Below are 20,272 nucleotides of genomic sequence, written 5' to 3'. Positions count from 1 at the left end.
TTATCCCTTTGTCTTGAGCCCGGTCAGCAGCGCGATTGCCGCCTCGATATCCGCGTCGGTGGTGCGCCATGAAGAGACGCTGAGGCGGAAAGCCGCCCGTCCGCGCCATACCGTCGGGCCAAACCAGATGCGGCCCGAAGCAACCGCTGCCTCGCGGAAGGCGACCGTTTCAGCCTCGGTTTCAAGCTGCACCAGAACCTGGTTAAGCACAACCCGGTTGAGGACATCGAAGCCAGCCGCCTTCAGCCCTTCGGCCAGCCGCCGGGCCTGCGCACAGTGGCGGTCGACCAGTGCGGCCACACCGTCGCGCCCGAGGCTCCTGAGCGTGGCCCAGATCGGGATGCCCCGGGCCCGCCGCGAAAACTCGATCCCCAGATTCTTCTGGCTATCGGCGGACGAGGCCGCATAGACGGCATCGCTGTTCATCGCGCCCGCCAGGTCCGCCACATTGCGGCAGATGCCCATGGCGCCGTCATAGGGCGTGTTCAGCCATTTGTGGCCGTCGGTCGTCCAGCTGTCGGCAAGCTCGATCCCGTCGGTGAGCCCCCGGTGGACCGCCGACGCCCGCGCCCAGAGGCCAAAGGCACCGTCCACGTGCACCCAGGCCCCAGCCGCCTTCGCCTGCGGGATGATCTCCGCAAAGCGGTCGAACTCGCCGGTATTCACTTCCCCCGCCTGCAGGCAAAGAATGGTGGCGTCATCAAGGGACGGCAGCTTTGAAGGGTCCATCCGTCCATGCGCATCGACCGGTACCCGGACAAGATGATCAAGCCCGAAGCCCATCAGCCGCAGGGCCTTGAGGACGGTGATATGAACCGTTTCCGGCACCACGACACGGATTTCGGGGGCCCCTGCCAACCCCTTGGCATCGAAGTCCCATCCCTTGCGGGCAAGGAGCGTGCGTCGCGCGGCAGTGAGGCAGGCGAGCCCGCAAGCGGAAGCCGACGTGCCGAAGCTGACGGCACTGTCGCGCGGCAAGTCAAGCGCCTCGAGCACCCAGCCGGCCGCCACCTTTTCCAGCTTGTCCGCCACCGGCGAGTTGGTAAAGGAGGAGGCACACTGGTCCCACGCCACCGCCATCCGCTCGGCAGCAGCAGCCGCTGGCAGCATCGCACCGATGACGAAGCCATAATAGTGCGGCCCGTTCGAAACGACCGTGGCCGGCGAGCCCGCCTCGTCCATCAGACGCAGGGTATCATCGGCTGCCCTGCCGTGCGCAGGGAAGGGCTCGTCAAAACGGGCGAGGCCAGCCAGCTGGTCGGGGGCGGGGAAAACGTCCCGCTCCCGCACGCTTGCCACATAGGCGCGCCCACGCCGGTCGGCTTCTTCCAGAAGGTCAAGTTCGTTCATTCTTATGTCCTCGCTATCATGCTGCTGCCCTCACCCCGGCGCCGCCAAGGCGGCGCAGGATGCTTGCAGCTTCGTCGGTCATCCGGCGAACAATTTCCGCCGCCGGAAGAATTTCGGCGATATTGCCTGCACTTTGTCCTGCTGTCAGGCAGGTCTGTTCGATATCGCCCTCAAAATCGCGTGTGGGCAACAGGGCGCTGTAGCGCGGCACGGGCACCGTTTCGCCGCCCATGCGCATGGTGCCGATCACCTGCCCCGCCGCTTCCTTCACGGCGGCCTTCTCGCGCCCGACAGCCGCCCGCGCCCCTTCATTGAGGATCGTGCGCATCGGCTGGTCCGGCCATTCGGGGCCATAGACGCTGAGGATCGCCGTGTCGCCCACGTCGGCGGTTACCACATGCGCCTTGTAATCGGCGTGCGCCTCCGCCTCGACCGAGGCAAGGAAGCGACTGCCGCACCAGACCCCGTCGGCACCGAGCGCAAGGGCTGCCGCCATTGTCGCGCCGTCCACGATGCCACCGGCGGCAAGCATCGGAAGATCAGGATATTTGCGCCGGATGCGTGGAAAAAGCGTCATGGTGGAGGCTTCGGCGCGGTTGTGGCCGCCCGCCTCCGCCCCCTGCACGACAAGCCCGTCAGCGCCGAGCGCCACGGCTTCCATCGCTTCGGCCACGCTGCCGACCTGCACCCAGAAACGGACACCGGCCTTGATCAGCCGCGCCGCGTGGGCAAGCCGGGGCGGGGACCAGAAGAAGATGGCAAGCGCCACTTCTTCTTCAACGAGCACATCGATATGGCCGTCAGTGACGAAATCGCCGATGAGATCGACCCCGAAGGGCCGGCGCGTCAGCGCCTTCGTCTCACGGATCATGTCCCGCACCATCTCGGGCGGATTGATGTCCGACCCGATGGTGCCAAGGCCGCCGGCTTCGGAGACAGCCGCCGCAAGTGCGGGCCGCGCCACCATGGCCATGCCTGCGTTCACAATGGGGGTCGAAAGGCCGAACTCGCGGGTGACGGAGGTTACGAACATGGCACAAGCTCCGCATTGAGGGTGGCAGCCAGATGCTCGATGGCCTCGGGATCCGCCGGTAGGTTGCCGGGGGCATCGTAGGCAGCGGCCAGATGCGACGTCAGGCGGCGGATCCCGCCCCGCACCGGTGGCAGATGGCCGGAAAGGATGACGGCGGGGTCGATCGCCTCCAGCGATTTGAGCGTGCGGGCAAGCACACTATTGTCAATGTCAGCAAGCCAGGGGGCATCGACGCTCGACCAGCCGATCAAGCCGTCCCTCAGGGCCCCATCCGGCAATTCGTCGATCTCGCGCACCGGCGCCGGCAACAGGGCGCCGAAACTGTCGACCGCGAAAAGCGCACGATCATGCACGTCATAGAAGCCGAGTGTGCCGGGCGAATCATAATAGGGCGGCCGCACCGGGATCAGCCGGCGCCCGCCGGCCTCGAACGCAGTGCCGGGCTCCAGCATCTGCACGCGGCCGATATCGAAGCCCGCCATGTTCAGGCGACCGGTGTTCAGGAAATTGGTGACAACCCGCGCGTTCGGCGCGGCGGCAAGCACGCGGGCGAGGTTGCCCGCATGGTCGGCATCCATATGGCTGATCCAGATCCAGCGGAGATCACCGGGATCGATTTCGCTGGCAAGCGCGGTCAGGAAATCGTCGCCGATGAGGCCGAGGCCGGTATCCACCAGCACTGGTTCCCGCCCTTTCAGGAGGAAGCTGTTAACGGGCAGGACGCCCATGTCGGGCACCGGCAGCCAGGAGGGAAGCATCGTCCACGCGTCGGTGACCCGTTCCGCCCCATGCATGGTGGGGGCTTCAAAGGTGATCATGTCATGTCCTTTTCGTATTCAGTGAACATTTATGTTTATTGGAATTTGGCTTCTAGGCAGCACAATCCCGCTTGTCAACGCTTCGTTGAACATATATGTTCACTGAATGAAGGAAAAACGCGCTTACCGTTTGAAAGACCGGGCAAAATCACAGGAAGAAACCCGGCAAAAAATTGTCGAGGCGACCATGCACCTGCATGAAACACTGGGCCCGCGCGCGACGACGATCAGCGCCATAGCCGAAAAGGCGGGCGTGCAGCGCCTGACCGTGTACCGGCATTTTCCGGATGAAACGGCTGTCTTTCAGGCCTGTACGTCGCACTGGCTGAGCCTCAACCCGCCGCCCGACCCGGCAGCTTGGGAGGGAATCCATGACCCGTTCCAGCGCCTGCAGGCCGCCTTGGATGCCTTCTTTGGCTATTATGCCGGTACGAAAGCCATGTGGACGGCCTCGCACCGCGACGTGGCGGACGTCCCCGCCCTGCAGGGCCCGATGGCCGAGTTCGCGGGTTTCCTGGGGATGGTGGCCGACGGGCTGGCCGCCGCCTTCGACAAACAGCCGAACGCGTCGCTTGTCACCACGCTGCATCATGCCCTCGCCTTCCCGACATGGGACGACCTTGACGCTCGCGGCACCGGTGATGCCGCGAAGGTGGCTCTCGTTATCCTCTGGGTCAGGGGCGTGCTTGGACAAGCCTAGCCGTGGGCTTCCCGGCTGTCGTCCGGGGCCTCGGCCCGGTCATTCAGGCCATAGTCGCGCACCACATGGGCGATGCGTAGCCGGTAGTCATCGAACACATGATGCCGCCCAGCAGCCTGCGCCTTGCGGTGCGCAGTCGTTTGCCGCCATGTCCGGATGGCGTCCTCGTCCCGCCAGAAGGAAAGGGACAGGACCTTGCCGGGCGTTGTGACGCTCTCGAATCGCTCGATCGAGATGAAGCCGTCGATATCATCAAGAAGCGGGCGTAGCGCCCCCGCCAGATCGAAATATTCGTGCTTGTGGGCCTCGCCTGCCCTTGCTTCAAAAAGCACCGCGATCATTGCGCGTCTCCCTTCACCCCGTGCGGCGCTGAGGCAAGCTTCAGGAACAACCTGTCCTCCCGCCGGATGAAGCCTTCGGCCCTTGCGAATTCGTAATTTTCCCGCCCGACCGGGTCGGCAGCGAGCCGCGCCTTGTAGGCTTCATAGTCAGCGAGCGACGGCAGCGAATAAACGCCGTAGGCCACGGTCGTCGAGCCCTCATGCGGCGCAAAATAGCCGATGAGGTCGGCCCCGCAACGCGGGATCGCCTCGCCCCAGCCACGGGCATAGCGTTCAAACATATCCTTTCGGAACGGATCGATCTCATAGCGGATGAAACAGGTGATCATGGGCACATCTCCTTGCCGGATGGTGATGCCCTTGTAGCTGATTGCGTGGCCTGAATGGTTCTATTAGGATCGAACCATGAAAGAAGGCCCAGACATTTCAAGGATCGCTGCCCTCGTCGGCGACCCGGCCCGCGGCAACATGCTGAACGCCCTGATGGACGGCCGCGCGCTGACGGCCGGTGAACTGGCCGTCGAGGCCGGCATCACCAAGCAGACAGCAAGTTCCCACCTCGCACGGCTGATGGACGGGCGCCTCATCGAGCGTGAGATACAGGGGCGGCACCATTATTACCGACTGGCTGGCCGCGAGGTTGCAGCGCTTCTAGAAGCCCTGATGCGGGTGGCCGATGCGAGCGGCACGGGAAGGCGCACCCGCACCGGCCCGAAGGATGCGGCCATGCGCAAGGCCCGCATCTGCTACGACCATCTGGCGGGCGACATGGGGGTGGCGCTGTTCGACCGGATGATGGCGGACGGCTGGCTGATGGAGGCAGGCGGAAAGCTCGCCGTCTCGCCCCACGGATGGGGAAAGCTGGCCGTGATCGGCCTCAGCCCCGCAAGCCTGCCGAAATCGAATCGCCCTGAGTGCCGCACCTGCCTTGACTGGAGCGTACGGCGCCACCATCTGGCCGGCAGCACCGGAAAACTGATCCTCGACCAGCTGCTTGAGCTCGGCTGGGCGCAGCGTGTGCCCGCGACAAGGGTGATCGATTTTTCAGCCTCCGGTGAGCAGCGTTTCCAGAGCCTGATCAGCTGACATGAAAAAGGCGAGGCCGAAGCCCCGCCTTTTTGTCCGTCAATGCCTGCTAAGTGGCTCAGGCGGCGTCTTGCACCTGGGACTTATCTTGCAGGGACCGATAGAGATTGGTTCCCTCGGTCGCCAGTTCGTTCGATTCCGTGATCGACTCGGTAATGGCCCGGAGATTCGCGGCAAACTCCTCCACCGCACCTGCAGCCACCTGCATGTTGCGGGAAATCTCCTGCGAGGTGGCAGCCTGTTCTTCCACCGCCCCCGAAACGCTCGTCACGCTGTTTTCAACCTGATTGACGCTTGACCGGATGGCATTCAGGCAACCCACCACATCGCGGCTGATGCCTTGCATGCTGCCGATTTCTTCCGAAATCTGCGCAGTGGCACCCGCCACCTGATTGGCAAGCGACTTCACCTCGTTCGCAACCACGGCAAAGCCGCGGCCGGCATCGCCCGCACGGGCCGATTCGATGGTGGCATTGAGGGCCAGAAGATTGATCTGCCCTGCGATATCCTCGATCACGCTGATGATATTGCCCATCGCTTGGGCCGCCTTCACGAGATTGTCGGCATGCTCGTCAGCCGTCTGGGTCACTTCCATCACACGGTTCACTTGTTCGCGGGAGCGATCCATATTGATGGCGATCTCGCGGCTGGTCGCTTCAAACTCTTCCGTTGCCACCGCCACGGACTGGACGGTTGCCAGCGTCTGGTTGGATGCGGCCGAAGCCGAAACCGACTGTTCACTTGCCGCGCCGACGCTATCGAGGATCTTCGTCAGATTCTGGTCCACGAGCGCCCCGACACGACGGGTCTCCTCGCGCAGCTCCACCCGTTTGGTGATGTCGGTCGCAAACTTCACGACCTTGAAAGGACGGCCGGCGGGATCAAGAATCGGATTGTAGCTCGCCTGAATCCAGACATCCTTCCCGCCCTTGCCGATGCGCCTGAATTCGCCAGCCTGGAACCGGCCGAACCGCAACTGCTTCCAGAGGTCATGATAGGCGGGTGTCCGGGCCTCGCCCGGCTCCACAAACATGCTGTGATGCTTGCCCTTGACCTCGTCGAGGCTGTAGCCGATGGCCTGCAGGAAATTCTCGTTGGCATCAAGGATGTTGCCCTCCAGATCGAAGCTGATGGCCGCCTGTGCCTTGCCGATGGCCTCGATCTGGCCTCTGTAATCAGCGTTCCGAAGGACTTCCTCGGTCACATCCCAGGCGTATTTCACCACTTTCACGACCCGGCCTTCGGGGTCAAAAATCGGGTTATAGGTCGCCTGCAGCCATATTTCGCGGCCTTCCTTGGCAATGCGGCGGTACTGGCCGGTATCGAAAGTGCCAGCTGCCAGCTTTTCCCAGAAGGTTGCATAATCCGCCGTCCGTGCTTCTTCCGGGCACACGAACATGCGGTGGTGACGGCCGACGATTTCATCGCGCGCATAACCCGTCGCTTTCAGGAAATTCTCGTTGGCATCGAGGATCGTGCCATCCGGCGTGAAACTGATGACTGCCTGCGACCGCGAAATCGCATCCAGTTGGCCTTTCGCATCGGTGCTGGCCAGTACATCGCCTGTCACATCCATCGCCACCTTGACGATACGGATGACCCGGCCGCCCTTATCCTTCACGGGGCAATAGGATGCCCTGATCCAGACCGGTCTGCCGTCCTTACCAAGCCGTTTGAATTCGGCAACGGCAGCTTCGCCGCGCTTCAGGCTTTGCCAGAAGGCTGTATATTCCTCGGACGCTGCGTAGGCCCGATCCAGAAAGATGCGGTGATGTTTGCCCCGGATTTCGTCCCGCCCGTAGCCCATCAGCGACAGGAAGTTTTCGTTTGCGGTGATGACAGTGCCGTCAGGCTCAAACTCGATTGTGGCCATCGCCTTGCGGATGGCGTCGACAACGAAACTGTCAATCGAACGTTTGTTGGAAAAAAGAGACAGACCGGGGATCCTGGACATTTCACACTCCACTCGCCAACCATCCGCACTGATGGGGGCTCTCCGGAACAGCCGGAGACATACTAGCCTGTATTACGCAGGCAAGGGGAGTGTGGATCATCAGGAGCAGGAGCCCGGTTTCGGGGCGGGCGCGGCTGGCTGGCGTCAGCTGTGATCCGCTACCCAGCCGGCGATGCGGGTGCGGGTGTCGGCGTCGAGGTCTGTCATCAGTGTCTGCCCGAGGCTCGCGAGCGTGGTGGCCTTCAGCCGGTCGCGCCACGCCTTGTCGGCTTCCCACATCACACGTGCGATGGCGCAGGGCCGCGCGGCACTGGTGCAATCGCCCTTCGGCACGCAGGGGTTATTGAAGCGGATATTGGTGCAGACGAAGGTGGAGGCCTTGCCTTCCACCGCTTCAACGATATCGAGGAAGCTGATCGCCTCGGGCGCGCGGGCCAGCCGGTAACCGCCTGACGGCCCCAGCGTGCTTTCAACGAGCCCGGCCTGCGACAAGGCCTGCAAGGCCTTGGACAGATATTCCTTCGGCACGCCGTGGAATTCCGCCAAGGCCTTGGTCGGCAGGTAACGGCCGTCGGGCACCCCGGCAAGGATGCCGCAGCAATGAAGCGCCCATTCGACCTGGTTACGTAGCTGCATCAGGCAAGGCCGGCCTTTTCAAGGCCCAGCATCTTGTCGTTCGAGCCCGGCACCGGGCGGAAGGCGATGCTGAGGCGGTTCCAGCCGTTGATCGTCAGCACAAGGAAGGTGAGATCGGAGATTTCCTTGTCGCTCAGATGCGCGCGCACAGCGGCAAAGGCTTCGTCGGAAACACCTTCAGGCGGCAGTTTGGTCAAGAGTTCGGCCCATTCCAGAATGGCGCGCTCACGCGGGGTGAAAAGCGGGGATTCCCGCCAGATCGCCAGGTGATGCAAGCGCAGTTCACGTTCGCCGTCGATTTTGGCTTCCTTAACGTGCATGTCCAGACAAAAGGCACAGCCGTTGATCTGGGACACGCGAATATCGACAAGATGACGTGCGCTTTCCTCGATCGAGCCACCATGTTGGGCGGTGCTGAAATCGAGATAGCCTTTGGCGGTGCTGCCGGAGAGGGCGAAATAGTTGAGACGTGCTGACATGACTCGGGTCCTTTCTTGAGGAGCTCTGGTGATGAAGGTCACTTATTAAGGATATTTTTTATCCTTATGGATATTTAATATCCTTAATAAACGAACGAGTCAAGCCCCTCGTCAAATCCCTTTCCGAAATGAAAAAGACCCGCCAGATCGGCGGGTCTTTGCTGTTTCATCAGACGGGCGGCGGTTAGCCGTTCGCGCCGTACACCGATTTCAGTTCCAGATAGTCTTCAAGGCCATACTTGCCCCATTCGCGGCCATTGCCCGACATCTTGTAACCACCAAAGGGAGCCGCACTATCGAGCCCGGCGCCGTTGATATGCACCATGCCGGTGCGCAGGCGGGCGGCCACTTCGGCTGCTTCCTCGCGGCTTGCCGCCCACACGCCGCCCGAGAGGCCATATTCGCTGTCGTTCGCGATATCGACCGCCTGATCGAGCGTGTCATAGGTCATGAGGCAGGCCACCGGACCGAAAATCTCTTCCCGTGCCACCGTCATGTCCGGCGTCACATCGCCGAACACGGTGGGGGCCACGAAGAAACCGTCTTCAAGGCCTGCGGGCTTGTCAGGGCCACCAGCGAGGAGCGTGGCGCCTTCCTCGGCACCCTTGCGGATGAGCGAGACGACCTTTTCATACTGGTTGCGGTTGGCCACGGGGCCAAGGTTCACCTTGTCCTCCGGTTTGCCGACCGTCAGGCTTTTTGCGGCCTCGGCAGCAATTGCCGCGGCTTCGGCATATTTGTCCTTCGGTACCAGAATGCGGGTGCGGGCGTTGCACGACTGGCCGGAATTGACCATCACCTCGCGTACCGAGGTGGCGATAGCGGTCTTGAGGTCAGCCGACGGCATCACGATCATCGCGGACTTGCCACCAAGCTCCAGCGACACGCGCTTCACAGTTTTGGCGGCAGCTTCCGAAATGGCTATACCCGCACGGGTCGAGCCCGTGAAGGAAACCATGTCGACCTCGCGGTGGCTGACAAGCGAGGAACCCACGCCGGGGCCGTCGCCGTGCACCAGGTTGAAGACCCCCTTCGGCAGGCCGATTTCGTCGATGATTTCAGCCAGGATCACGGCATCAAGGGGAGCTAGTTCGCTCGGCTTCAGCACCATCGTGCAGCCTGCCGCAATCGCCGGGGCGACCTTGGTGGCGATCTGGTTCATCGGCCAGTTCCAGGGGGTGATGAGCGCGCAGACCCCGATCGGCTCGTGCCGGATGCGGGTGGTGCCCATGTTTTCCTCGAACTTGTAATTGTCGATCTCGGTCAGGATCTGCTCGAAATGCTGCGGGCCGGACGGCGCCTGCGCATGGATGGCAAGGCCCATGGGTGCCCCCATGGCAACCGAGATCGCCTTCGCGATCTCGTCATTGCGTTCAATCAGCTTGGCATTGATCGCGGCCAAGAGTTCGCGGCGCTCGGCGACACTCGTGCGCGCGAAAGCCGGGAAAGCGGCACGGGCCGCCATCACGGCCTTTTCGACATCCGCCTTGGTGCCAAGGGCGACCTTGCAGACTTCCCCGCCTGTTGCCGGATTGACGACAGGGGCCAGTGTCGCGCCGGGTTCGGGCTCTACCCATTTGCCGTCGATATAGAAACGGGTGGCGTCAGGCAGGGTCATGATGCTTCCTCTTGTGTCAGGCCCTCGGGGGTTCAGTCCTCGAGGGTCGATTTGTAAAATTGGGCGCCTTGTCCGCCCGCAGCGCGCGTGCCAGGAAATTTGCAGTCGCCGGGTTGCACGGGACGGCTGTTCGCCGGTGTGCCGGACAGGAGGACATCACCAGGCTCCGGCGCCATATTGCGGGCAATATCGGCCACCGGACAGTGCATGTCACGCCCCATGTTATCCGTATTGTCCTGCCACACAAGCCTGCCGTTCACATGGGGGCGGATCGTCTTGTAGCGGAAGCTGGCCTCTTTTTGCTGCCAGCACAAACACTTGGGTGCCTCACCGGTGATTTTGCCAGTATTCGCGCCAAATTTTCAGCATCTGTTAAATCCATCTTTAATCGCAATTAGTATCGTTTCCTCATGCGGGAGTCGTTGGCAGACGCTCCCCACAGGAAAATTGGAGACGAATGATGCGTGTAGTGGCAGTGACATCGCAGAAAGGCGGCTCCGGCAAGACAACCTTGTCGGGGCATCTCGCAGTCGAAGCCGTCCGGCAGGGGGCAGGCAAGGTTGCGCTCATCGATACCGACCCCCAGGGCAGCCTTGCAGCTTGGTGGAATGCGCGGGAAAGCAATGATCCCGCCTTTGCGCAAACCAGCATTTACGACCTTGAAGCGGACCTCAATGCCCTGCGCGAGGAAAATTTCCAGCTTGTGATCATCGATACCCCGCCCGCCATCACCCGGTCGATCCAGGCCGTGGTGGCGAAATCGGACCTCGTGATCATCCCCACCCGCCCGAGCCCGCATGACCTGCGCGCTGCCGGGGCCACTGTCGATCTCGTGGAACGCGCCGGCAAGCCGCTCGTATTCGTCATCAATGCCGCCACGCCGCGCGCCCGCCTGACGACCGAAGCCGCCATCGCGCTTTCGGCCCATGGTGCAGTTGCTCCGACCGTCATCCACAACCGGCAGGATTTTGCCGCCAGCATGATCGACGGACGCACCGTGATGGAAGCCGCCCCCTCCTCGAAATCGACCGAAGAGATCGAGGCGCTGTGGGCTTTCGTGGACGAACGTATCCGCCGCCTGCCCGTGAAGGCCGGCTTCAAGACCGTGCACCAGCCACGCACGACCTTTGGCCGTGCCGCATTCGGCGGGTCACCGCTGCACGCGGTGAGCTGAGACACCAAGGGAAAGGACTGAACCGATGGCTATGGCATCCCTTACTGCCTCGCTCCTCGCTCGCAAGGGTCAGGCTCGCCCGTCGGCCGGCATCCATTTCGAGCCGACACCGCAGCAGACCGCACGACCCGCAACCGGCAGCGGCCCCGTACGCCTGACGCTGGAGCGTGCGGCGCCACGCCCCGAGCCTGTCGCCGAAAAACGCCCGGCGCTTGTGAAGGCCGAGCCCGCAAAGCCCGTATCAAAGACACTGAGGGTGGACCGTGACACACACATCAAGCTGCGCCTTCTGGCCGCCGGCCGCGGCGTCACGCAGCAATCGCTGATGCACGAGGCGGTCGAAGCCCTTCTCGCCGCCGAAGAGGGCAAGGGCGGTTGCCTGTGCGGCGCTGCCAAGAAATAGTCCTCCGCAAAATCGGAATGGCCGTTCCCGAAAAGGAACCGGCCATTCTGTCTTTTCCTTCCATAGTTCTTAACCTTAATGGACCAATGTGTTAGGTCTATTCGGGAACATGGCAGACCCGCAAAGGGCAGCGCCAATGCAGGCAGGTGAGCGACCATGACAACAAATTCTTCCTTCAGGCTGATTGCGACGGGCGCTTGTCTTGTTACCCTTGCGGCCTGCGCCGGGCATTCAACCTCCGCCGGTGCCACCCCGGATGTTCAGGCGGCCTCTGCCGCGATGCAAAGCAGCGGCGCGAGCGGCAGCCTGATCGATGTCGCCGACCGGCTGGCAGCGGAAGGCAACCATGGCGCCGCCATCCCGCTTTATCGCTCGCTCCTTGGCGGCAGCGACGGAGACCGCGCCCGTGTTGGCCTCGCCACCAGCCTCAATGCCACCGGATCACCCGAAGAAGCGATGAAGGTGCTGCGCTCGCTGATCGATGACAAGAATGCCTCCGGCGAGGCCTGGCACGCCATGGGCAAGACCTTCCTGTCGCTCGGGCAGTTCGATCAGGCGCTTGCCGCCTTCACCGAAGCCTCGAACCGGATGTCCGGCGACGGCCGTCCCCGTTCCGGTCGCGGCATTGCGCTCGCCGCCCTCGGTCGGCTTGACGATGCCATCGCGAGCTTCGACAGCACGAGCGACACACTCGGCCAATCCAACAAGGCTTTGGTGCTGGCTGCCTGGGACCGGCCGGACGAATCCATCGCCATCCTCGAGCCCATCGTATCGAACGCCGAAGGCGGTCCCCGCGACCGCCAGAATCTTGCCTTCGCCTACCTGATGGCGGGCCGAGACAAGGATGCCGAGCGGATGGCCCGGCTTGATCTTGATGCCGCCACGGTCGCCGATACTTTCGGCTTCTATAACGCCATCAAGTCGCTGACGCCGGAGGAGCGCATGCGTTCGCTGGCGGTGGGCGCGATTTCGCCTGCGACCGACGGCGCCACCCCCGGCAACCTGCGCCTCACCGATACCGACGCCCGCGATGCGGCGGCAAACCGGCTGGTCACCGATCCGGCCTCCGCCGACACGGTTGCGGTGATGCCGGCCGCCCCCGCCGCACCGGCCGAACCGGTTGCCGAGAAAAAACCCTACCAGCAGGGCGATATTCCGCCGCTGCTTGAATCCGAAGGCTGGGCCCTGCAGATTGCCGCCTATCGCACCGTTCAGGAACTTATCCGTGGCTGGGATATCCTCTATGCCGCCAACAAGGATATTCTGGACGGGATCGAACCGCGCCGCTCGGAGGTGGATTTCGGCACGCGCGATACCAAGCCGTCGGGCTTCTATTACCGCCTGAATGCCGGGCCGCTCAAGACCCTCGCCGAAGCGCGCGAGCTGTGCAATGCGCTGAAGGCCAACGGCACCGACTGCTGGATCCGCCCGCCGGAGCCATCCGAAGGCAAGAAACCCGCCGACACTGAATAATCCCGCGCCTGAAAACAGCTCCTTGCGGCCTTGACGTCCCCTGGCTGACGCCCCACTTTTGGGAAAGTGCAACAGGGACAGGAGCCAGCCGATGCCGCGCAATTCATCGTTCAACAGCCCGTTTCTTCTGGGCTTCGAACGGCTGGAGCAGATGCTGGACAGTGCCTCGCGCGGCACAGGGGATGGTTTCCCACCCTATAATATCGAAGAATTGCCGGATGCACGGCTGCGCATCAGCCTCGCGGTGGCCGGCTTTACCGAAGACGATATCGATATCCAGCTCGAAGCCCGACAACTGGTGATCCGTGGCCGCCAGGAAGACGACAGCGCGGACCGCACCTTCCTGCACCGTGGCATCGCGGCGCGCCAATTCATGCGCAAATTCGTGCTCGCCGACGGGATCGAGGTCGCCGACGCCTTCATGGAAAACGGGCTTCTGAATATTGACCTGACGCGGCCGGCCGAAGAAACCCCGGCCCGCAGCATCCCGATCCGCCGCTGAACGCGGCAACCCCTAGAAGATATAGGTCAGCGACAGACGTGTGATCGTGTCGGTGCCGGACGTACCTTCCGGTGCGTTGCTTTCCTGCTTGAACTGGAAAGACGCCTTGCCGGCGAGGTGCGAATTGATCCGCGTTGTCATCTCGACCAGATTGTCGAAACTGGATGACAGTCCGCCAAGGAGCACGCTTGCCTTGTCCTTGAGCGAAATATCCTCGGTCAGCTGGATGCTGTAGCTGCCGGCCAGACGCGCGATGATTTCCGTCTCGGTCCGGTCGCCGGGTACGGGCATCGCCCCGTTCGACAGGCTCAGCTTGTTGAAGCGCACACCGGGGCCACCTTCGAAGCGAAGCTGCTGGATCGCATTGTTGAATACCTCGTAACCGAAGCCTACGTTTTGCAGGATGCGATAGTCGTAACCCGAAAATTCGTCGATCTCGAAGGACGAGAAACTGAGAAGATAGAGCTTCTCCCAGTTCTTCCAGAGAAGCTCATAGTCGCCGAGATATTTCTCGCGGGTCGTAACCTCGTTGTTACGGGCATAATCAAAATGCAGGTTGATCGCGTGTTCCCACTTGGGGCCGAAGGTCCGCTTGAAGCTGACGCCCACAGTTGCCGCCGTTTCGCTGCTGTCACCCGATGTTTTGCCTGCACCGAAATCGATCTGGCCTGCCCAGAGCTTCGGGTCGATATAATAGACCATACCGCGGGCGCGCTGCGCCGCTTCCGCCGCGACTTTCGCCTCGCGCACTTCGGCAAGTTCGGTATGCTGCGGCTGGGTCAGAAGATCGGTATTCAGCGCATCGGCATAGGCGAGGATCGCTTCGCGCTCGCCGGGCCACGTGGCAAGGGCCGTCTGCAGGACGGTTTGGAAAACCTTGGGCTCGGCCGATTTGGCTGCAGTCGAAAGCATCGACTTGGCGCCCGGCGGGATATCGGCGGCGGCTGGAAGCGAAATGGCCGCAATGGCAAGGGCGCACGAAAACAGGTAAGCAGCTTTGGTCTGACCGGCTGGGGGCATCGGATGTTGGTCCTCTCGATTTTCAGGGTGCGGCCCCACGAGAAGGCCCTATAATCCGGGATTAATGGGGATGACGGCCAAGTTCAAGGCAAAATCCCGGCTTTTTTGTGGGGGGCAGCGGCAACATCATGGCAAAGGCATTTGTCACCGGCGGCACCGGGTTCCTGGGGCGCAACCTGATCAACCTCCTTGACCAGTCCGGATGGACCGTCCGGGCGCTCGCACGCGATGCGGAAGCTGCCCGAAAAGTGATCGGCGACGGCGTCGAGATCGTGCCCGGCGACGTGACGGACGCGGCATCGGTAAAGGCCGCCATCACCCCCGATATGGATGCGGTTTTCCATGTGGCGGCCGATACCTCCAGCTGGTCGCGCGAGGCTGCCCGCCAGCGCCGGGTGAATGTGGACGGCACAGCGCATGTCATCGCCGCCGTTCAGGCCGCCGGCTGCGGGCGGCTGGTGCATGTGTCCTCGATCTCGGTGTTCGGGCCGCAGCATGCATCGTTCGATGAAACCGCCCCCTATGCCGAGGCACCCACCAATTATGCGCGAACGAAGCGCGATGGCGAACGGCTGGTTCGCGCGGCGGTGGCGGACGGGCTTGATGCCGTCATCGTCAACCCGACCCATATCGTCGGGCGCTTCGACAGCCACAACTGGGCGCGGCTTTTCACCATGCAGGCTGCAGGCAAGCTGCCGGGCGTGCCGCCGGGGGGTGGTAATTTCGCCAACGGCGGCGCGGTGGCCGAGGGGCTGATCGCGGCACACGCTGAGGGCAAGCGCGGCGAGAATTATATCCTCGGCGGTCCGAAGGCGAGTTTCCGCGAACTGCTGACAGAAGCCGCAAAACTGATGGACTTGCCGCCGCCGGGCCGGGCGACCCCGGCTTTCCTCCTGCGCGCTCTCGGCGGCGCGGGGACGATCTGGACGGCGCTCACGGGCAAGCGCCCGATGGTGACGCCCGAAGAGGCCGCATTCGCCTGCGAGACAATGGACGCCCGCGCCGACAAGGCGGTTCGCGAGCTTGGCTACCGGATCGTGCCGCTCGCTGAAAGTGTGGCGGAAAGCATCGGCTGGCTTCGCGCGGCAGGGCTACTGAGTATCCGGCGCTGATATCCGGATAATTCTAACATTATGAGGATGTTAACCTTGCTTCGGGCAGGCTCCGGAACAAGGCGAAAAGTCATCAGGCAGGGAGGCAGCGATGCCGGATTTTGCAAACCATGTGATCGGTACAGTGCGCACCGTCGGCTCCGCGTCAGTGACTGTAAGGCTGAGCGAAGACGCGCTCGCCACACCCGGGCTCGCCAGCCGCTACCGGATCGGCGGCACGCTGAAGCTGCCGGTTGAGGGCAGCCTGATTTTCGGCACAGTCCGTTCCGTTGCCGCCACCAGCGAAAAGGGTGTCGATCTGACCGTCGACTTTCTGGGCGAACGCACCGAAGGTACCTTCTCGCGCGGGGTGCGCCATTTCCCGATGCCGGGCACCGAGGTGCTGACGACTGACGATGACGACCTTGCCGCCGTCTATGCGCCAACATCCGACCGCACGGTGCGCATCGGCACGGTTTTCCCGTCCGACACGCTCGCCGCCGGTATCGACGCCGAAGCCATGCTGTCGCGCCATTTTGCGATCCTCGGCTCCACGGGCACAGGCAAATCGACGACCACGGCGCTGATCATCCACCGGCTGGTGGAGGCCAACCCCAACGCCCATATCGTTATCCTTGATCCGCATAATGAATATGAACGCGCCTTCCAGACGAACGGCGTGCATGTGACGACAGAAAACCTGTCGATCCCCTATTGGTTGATGAATTTCGAAGAGCATGTGGAACTGCTGATCGGTCGCAATACGGAAGGCCGCGAGGCGGAAATCGACATCCTGAAGCGCTGCCTTCTGGACGCGCGCAAGAAATCGTCGGCCACCGTCGGCGCCTCGCGCCTCACGGTCGATACGCCGATCCCCTACAAGCTGACCGATCTTCTGGCCCGCCTTGACGAGGAACTAGGGCGACTCGACAAGGCCGAGAATGTCCGCCCCTTCCTGCGCCTGAAGCTGAAGATCGAGGAACTCAGGACCGACCAGCGCTATGCCTTCATGTTCTCAGGCCTCCTGATGCAGGATAATCTGGCGAGCCTTGTGGCCAAGCTGATGCGCTTCCCGGTCGACGGGCGCCCGGTCAGCACGCTCGACCTTTCCGGCGTGCCTTCCGATATCGTCGACGTCGTCGTGTCACTGCTGTCGCGCCTTGTGTTCGACTTTTCGATGTGGAGCCGCAGCCAGCGGCAGGCCCGGCCGGTGCTCCTGGTGTGCGAGGAAGCCCACCGCTACGTGCCGAACGCCGAAACGGAAACCCGCATCCAGTCGGCCCGCAAATCGCTTGAACGCATCGCCAAGGAAGGCCGCAAATACGGGGTTTCGCTGGGGCTGGTGTCGCAGCGCCCGTCGGATCTTTCCGAAGCTGTCCTTTCCCAGTGCGGCACCATCCTGTCGATGCGCATGAATAATGACCGCGACCGCGCCTTCGTCACCGCCTCGATGCCCGAGGGTTCGGAGAGCTTTCTCGCCTCCCTGCCAACCCTGCAGAACCGCGAATGCATCATCGCGGGTGAGGGCGCTCCCTGCCCGATGCGGGTGCGTCTCGACTTCCTCGAGGAAGCGCTTCGCCCGGCAAGCGACGACCCCCGCTTCACCGAGAGCTGGCGACAAGATATTGACTGCCTTGACGAACTGGTGAACGATACGATCCGCAACTGGCGGCGTGGCGTGCGGTAGGGGGCCCGTCACACTATATTCCACCCGTCTGTCCGACGTATCCGTAGTATTTGTGTTCGCAGGAGGACATGTTGGGGGTTAGTGCCAACGTCCATTATGAAATCATGGGGCGGCGTAGCAGTCGCTGGGCCATTCTGGGGGTCATGAACGACCGCAACGAAGCGATGGCCCATGCTGAAAAAGCCTGGGGCACCAATCAGTTCAACGGCGTCAAGATCATCCGGGAATCGTTTGACCCCGCCACTCAGGCCTTTGCAACGGTCGAGATTTTCTCGCGCGGGGTATCGCGCAAGGCCTCGAAATACGACCAGACCGGTTCGATCGCACCCTGCCTGACACCGGACGACCTCTATAGCGCCGATGGCCGCCGCTCGCTGCACGATCTCTTGCACACCACACTCCATGAATGGAACCTGACGCCGACCGAAATCCTGCACAGCCTGGAGCATTATTACCGGCTCTATAACACCGGCACCAAGCTGCAGAATGCCGTGCAGCATACGGCCATCTCGCTTGAAGCCGACCAGGGCTCGGTGCAGGAGCGGATGCGCAAGCTGTACAAGGTGATCGACCTTGCAGTCGCCATCATGGAAAACGAAAAGGGCAATGTGCCGAAGATCGAGGCCGACCGCCTGAAGCAGGCGATCGAAGAGGTCGAGGCAGCCCCGAACCGCCGTTTCCTTCTTGCCTGTGCCATCACAGAATATCTGCGCCCCCTTGGCAGCATGAACGAGAAGCTGCGCCAGATCGTGGGCTTTCTGTCACCCGACCGCCCGGCGTGGGTGATGGATATCCTCGACCAGTTCATCAGCGAGCTTTTGCTGCATGACCGGGTGATCACGAGCTTGCTGATCGAGGGCGAGGACAGGGGCGATTTCATGGCCCAGATTGCCTGGCTGCAGGCCGGGCAGTTGCATCTCAACCCGCCCGAGGACGGCAAGCCGCAATATGACGAGCAGGTGCTGCTGCTGAGCGGCTTCCTGGCCACATCGAGCCTGCCGCAAACCGCGCGCAGCCTGTTCGAGCGGTTGAGGCTGGAAATCGAATCCTCGAAACCCCTCAATAAGAAAGGCCTGCTGGCGCAATTGGCAAGCGTCGACCGGCTGCGGCAGGCGGTCGAGGCGCTGAAGATCGATATCTCGGCCGCCGATGCGCTTGATGAAGCGCTGAAGTCGCGCTCGAGCCGCCTGATCAATACCCAGATCATCGGCGAGATGGTTTATGACATCAAAGACCCGTTCGCGCAGATTGAGTTTCTCCTCGAGATCGAGGCGCTTGTCGTCGGCATGACCAACAAGCGGATGATTGCCAATTTCATCCTGCCGATCCTGACGCGTGCCGACAATGAAACCGTCTTTCTCGGCCTCGGCGGCCAGCCGCTGAAGGTGCTGCCGAAACTGACCGCCATGCAGGCCAAGGTGAAATCGGCCGATCTTTCCGAAATGCACCGCCGCAAGATCTGCGAGAAGCTTGACGAGTTTGGTCGCACCATCCTTGAAAACACGCAGGTGCTGAAGCGCCTGCACCAGCTGGATATCCCGGCGCAGGAAAAGGCGGCGAAGCTGCTGACGATGCTGGCGGACGGATATTTCACCGACGGCGAGGCGCGGGACCGCGCCGAACTGCAGGCACGCCATTATATGAAATCACCCGGTTTCACCGAAGGGCTGATCGCAGGGCTTGGCCGGGCGGATGCCGAAAAGGCGCTCCTTAACTTCCGCACGCTTCTGTCGCGCGCCAATATCACCAAGGAAGACGATAGCTGAGGGCGAGGCGCGCCCTCAGAAATCCGAAATCAGGCCGTTCTTTTCCCAGTCGCCATAGCGTGTGGGCTCCGGCCCCGCACGGCCGCCGATTTCCTTCGGCATCGGCTTAGCTTCAGGCTTTTCGGTCTTCTCGGTTTCTACTTGCTCGACCTTTGTTTTCTCTTGGGTCATCTGTCTGTCCTAGTGGGGATGAACCGGGCCGGCGTGTCCCTGCGCCTTGGCCCGGTACCATGCGTAAAGCGCAAACGGCACGATGACAAGCGGCAGGATCAGACCGAACTCGCCCGCGAACAGCGGTGTCTGCTCGTTTGGCAGGGTGAAAGGCTGCAGCACCGAAAGCACGATGGCATTATGCGCTGCATGCAGCGTCACGGCGGGCCACAGGCTGCCGGAACGGAGCCGCAGCCATGTCATGACGAAGGACAGCGCAATCAGCATGAGCGTGAAAAGCACCATCTGCAGCGGCAGGCCGGTCGGCCCCGCGTTATAACTGGTGCAAAGGATGATCGGCACATGCCACAGTGCCCAGAGAAGGCCGGTGACCACCGACGCACCCGCAAATCCCATGCGCCGCATCAGGAGCGGCGTGAGGAACCCTCGCCAGCCGATCTCCTCGCCAAGCGCGGTCGCCATATGCCACACAAGACCGATCGTCACCTGCAGGACCATGCCGAAGATCAACACCCGGTCAGCCGGCCAGTCGGGCGTGCCGAGATAATAGCGCAGTTCCTTCACATACTCGGGATTGCCGGGCGCCCCGAAACCGAGTGACCAGACGAGCATATAGGCGAGGACGCCATACAGGATCGGAATGAGATAGGCGGCGGCGTGATAGCGCGACGGGCCCCATTTCCACCCCAGGGCCGAAAGATCGATCTTCATCAGCTTGAAGGTGAGAAGGGCGGCAAGCCCCGGCGACCACATCAGCGCCGCCATATAAAGCCGTTTCAGCCCCATCTGGATCAGGAACCAGTCCACCACCAGCGAAAGGGCGGCGGTGAACAGGATGAACAGGGTCAGCGCCTTCACCCAGCGCTCTTTCGGTATCATGGCGGTTTCGCCGATGGCAGACATGCAGCATCCCTCAAACTATCGGCCTTCCGCCACGGCGGAAGACGGCGTCCATCCCGCCCGGGGGCAG

General features: G+C 62.4%; 21 protein-coding genes and 1 pseudogene. 9 read left to right on the top strand and 13 right to left on the bottom strand.

Going from position 1 to position 20,272, the window contains the following annotated elements:
* From OU694_RS11545 to OU694_RS11535, 3 genes are read right to left on the bottom strand one after another with little or no spacing between them, the layout of a single operon-like run.
* Positions 1 to 1,350: a pyridoxal phosphate-dependent decarboxylase family protein gene (locus tag OU694_RS11545; RefSeq protein ID WP_308911161.1), complete on the bottom strand. Its 1,350-nt coding sequence runs from the start codon at positions 1,348 to 1,350 to the stop codon at positions 1 to 3.
* Between the two features lie 16 nt (positions 1,351 to 1,366).
* Entirely contained in the window at positions 1,367 to 2,383 is a 1,017-nt protein-coding gene (locus OU694_RS11540; protein ID WP_308911160.1) for an NAD(P)H-dependent flavin oxidoreductase, read from the bottom strand.
* Positions 2,374 to 3,201, bottom strand: coding sequence for an MBL fold metallo-hydrolase (locus OU694_RS11535; protein ID WP_308911159.1), 828 nt, complete (start codon positions 3,199 to 3,201; stop codon positions 2,374 to 2,376). Before OU694_RS11535 ends, OU694_RS11540 begins: the two co-directional genes overlap by 10 nt.
* Before the next feature lie 106 nt (positions 3,202 to 3,307).
* On the opposite strand from OU694_RS11535, the gene OU694_RS11530 reads away from it, so the two are divergent.
* On the top strand, positions 3,308 to 3,901 hold the full coding sequence (locus tag OU694_RS11530; RefSeq protein WP_308911158.1) for a TetR/AcrR family transcriptional regulator: 594 nt from the start codon (positions 3,308 to 3,310) through the stop codon (positions 3,899 to 3,901).
* Here OU694_RS11530 and OU694_RS11525 read toward each other — a convergent pair.
* Both OU694_RS11525 and OU694_RS11520 read right to left on the bottom strand, forming a co-directional pair.
* The gene (locus OU694_RS11525) at positions 3,898 to 4,242 is read right to left on the bottom strand and encodes an antibiotic biosynthesis monooxygenase family protein (RefSeq protein WP_308911157.1); all 345 of its coding nucleotides are present in this window, start codon (positions 4,240 to 4,242) and stop codon (positions 3,898 to 3,900) included. The two genes, OU694_RS11530 and OU694_RS11525, sit on opposite strands and share 4 nt — an antisense overlap.
* Entirely contained in the window at positions 4,239 to 4,571 is a 333-nt protein-coding gene (locus OU694_RS11520; protein ID WP_308911156.1) for an NIPSNAP family protein, read from the bottom strand. Before OU694_RS11520 ends, OU694_RS11525 begins: the two co-directional genes overlap by 4 nt.
* 76 nt (positions 4,572 to 4,647) lie before the next feature.
* On the opposite strand from OU694_RS11520, the gene OU694_RS11515 reads away from it, so the two are divergent.
* The gene (locus OU694_RS11515; RefSeq protein ID WP_308911155.1) at positions 4,648 to 5,328 is read left to right on the top strand and encodes an ArsR/SmtB family transcription factor; all 681 of its coding nucleotides are present in this window, start codon (positions 4,648 to 4,650) and stop codon (positions 5,326 to 5,328) included.
* 58 nt (positions 5,329 to 5,386) lie between these two features.
* Here OU694_RS11515 and OU694_RS11510 read toward each other — a convergent pair whose 3' ends face one another.
* From OU694_RS11510 to OU694_RS11490, 5 genes and pseudogenes are all read right to left on the bottom strand, one after another.
* Positions 5,387 to 7,282: a methyl-accepting chemotaxis protein gene (locus tag OU694_RS11510; RefSeq protein ID WP_308911154.1), complete on the bottom strand. Its 1,896-nt coding sequence runs from the start codon at positions 7,280 to 7,282 to the stop codon at positions 5,387 to 5,389.
* Between the two features lie 144 nt (positions 7,283 to 7,426).
* Positions 7,427 to 7,918, bottom strand: coding sequence for an RrF2 family transcriptional regulator (locus OU694_RS11505; RefSeq protein WP_308911153.1), 492 nt, complete (start codon positions 7,916 to 7,918; stop codon positions 7,427 to 7,429).
* Positions 7,918 to 8,397, bottom strand: coding sequence for a carboxymuconolactone decarboxylase family protein (locus tag OU694_RS11500; protein WP_308911152.1), 480 nt, complete (start codon positions 8,395 to 8,397; stop codon positions 7,918 to 7,920). The genes OU694_RS11505 and OU694_RS11500 overlap by 1 nt, the downstream gene beginning before the upstream one ends.
* 184 nt (positions 8,398 to 8,581) lie before the next feature.
* Positions 8,582 to 10,015 (bottom strand): aldehyde dehydrogenase family protein, encoded by a 1,434-nt coding sequence (locus tag OU694_RS11495; protein WP_308911151.1) that lies wholly within the window; start codon positions 10,013 to 10,015, stop codon positions 8,582 to 8,584.
* Between the two features lie 32 nt (positions 10,016 to 10,047).
* Positions 10,048 to 10,302 (bottom strand): annotated as a pseudogene (locus tag OU694_RS11490) (fumarylacetoacetate hydrolase family protein); the annotation flags it as partial.
* Between the two features lie 173 nt (positions 10,303 to 10,475).
* On the opposite strand from OU694_RS11490, the gene OU694_RS11485 reads away from it, so the two are divergent.
* The 4 genes from OU694_RS11485 (at position 10,476) to OU694_RS11470 (ending at position 13,567) form a co-directional block, all read left to right on the top strand.
* A complete protein-coding gene (locus OU694_RS11485) occupies positions 10,476 to 11,189 on the top strand; it encodes an AAA family ATPase (protein ID WP_373460361.1) in 714 nt (237 codons plus the stop codon).
* 25 nt (positions 11,190 to 11,214) lie between these two features.
* Positions 11,215 to 11,592, top strand: coding sequence for a hypothetical protein (locus tag OU694_RS11480; protein ID WP_308911148.1), 378 nt, complete (start codon positions 11,215 to 11,217; stop codon positions 11,590 to 11,592).
* Positions 11,593 to 11,748: 156 nt separating this feature from the next.
* A complete protein-coding gene (locus tag OU694_RS11475) occupies positions 11,749 to 13,065 on the top strand; it encodes an SPOR domain-containing protein (RefSeq protein ID WP_308911147.1) in 1,317 nt (438 codons plus the stop codon).
* Between the two features lie 91 nt (positions 13,066 to 13,156).
* A complete protein-coding gene (locus OU694_RS11470; RefSeq protein WP_308911146.1) occupies positions 13,157 to 13,567 on the top strand; it encodes an Hsp20 family protein in 411 nt (136 codons plus the stop codon).
* A 12-nt stretch (positions 13,568 to 13,579) separates the two neighbouring features.
* Here OU694_RS11470 and OU694_RS11465 read toward each other — a convergent pair whose 3' ends face one another.
* Complete coding sequence (locus tag OU694_RS11465) at positions 13,580 to 14,587, bottom strand: DUF481 domain-containing protein (RefSeq protein WP_308911145.1); 1,008 nt, start codon at positions 14,585 to 14,587, stop codon at positions 13,580 to 13,582.
* Positions 14,588 to 14,715: 128 nt separating this feature from the next.
* On the opposite strand from OU694_RS11465, the gene OU694_RS11460 reads away from it, so the two are divergent.
* The 3 genes from OU694_RS11460 (at position 14,716) to OU694_RS11450 (ending at position 19,131) form a co-directional block, all read left to right on the top strand.
* Entirely contained in the window at positions 14,716 to 15,699 is a 984-nt protein-coding gene (locus OU694_RS11460; RefSeq protein WP_308911144.1) for an NAD-dependent epimerase/dehydratase family protein, read from the top strand.
* A gap of 91 nt (positions 15,700 to 15,790) precedes the next feature.
* Positions 15,791 to 17,365, top strand: a complete 1,575-nt coding sequence (locus OU694_RS11455; protein WP_308911143.1) for an ATP-binding protein — start codon at positions 15,791 to 15,793, stop codon at positions 17,363 to 17,365.
* Between the two features lie 68 nt (positions 17,366 to 17,433).
* Positions 17,434 to 19,131: a hypothetical protein gene (locus OU694_RS11450; protein WP_308911142.1), complete on the top strand. Its 1,698-nt coding sequence runs from the start codon at positions 17,434 to 17,436 to the stop codon at positions 19,129 to 19,131.
* Positions 19,132 to 19,146: 15 nt separating this feature from the next.
* Here the strand turns inward: OU694_RS11450 and OU694_RS11445 are convergent, their stop codons facing one another.
* The gene (locus tag OU694_RS11445) at positions 19,147 to 19,302 is read right to left on the bottom strand and encodes a DUF1674 domain-containing protein (RefSeq protein ID WP_308911141.1); all 156 of its coding nucleotides are present in this window, start codon (positions 19,300 to 19,302) and stop codon (positions 19,147 to 19,149) included.
* A 9-nt stretch (positions 19,303 to 19,311) separates the two neighbouring features.
* Positions 19,312 to 20,205: a CPBP family intramembrane glutamic endopeptidase gene (locus OU694_RS11440; protein ID WP_308911140.1), complete on the bottom strand. Its 894-nt coding sequence runs from the start codon at positions 20,203 to 20,205 to the stop codon at positions 19,312 to 19,314.
* Positions 20,206 to 20,272 lie beyond the last annotated feature (67 nt).

It is taken from the genome of Pseudokordiimonas caeni, from assembly GCF_026719705.1.
Lineage (GTDB): Bacteria > Pseudomonadota > Alphaproteobacteria > Sphingomonadales > Kordiimonadaceae > Gimibacter > Gimibacter caeni.
This window is presented reverse-complemented; position numbering and strand designations above follow the sequence as displayed.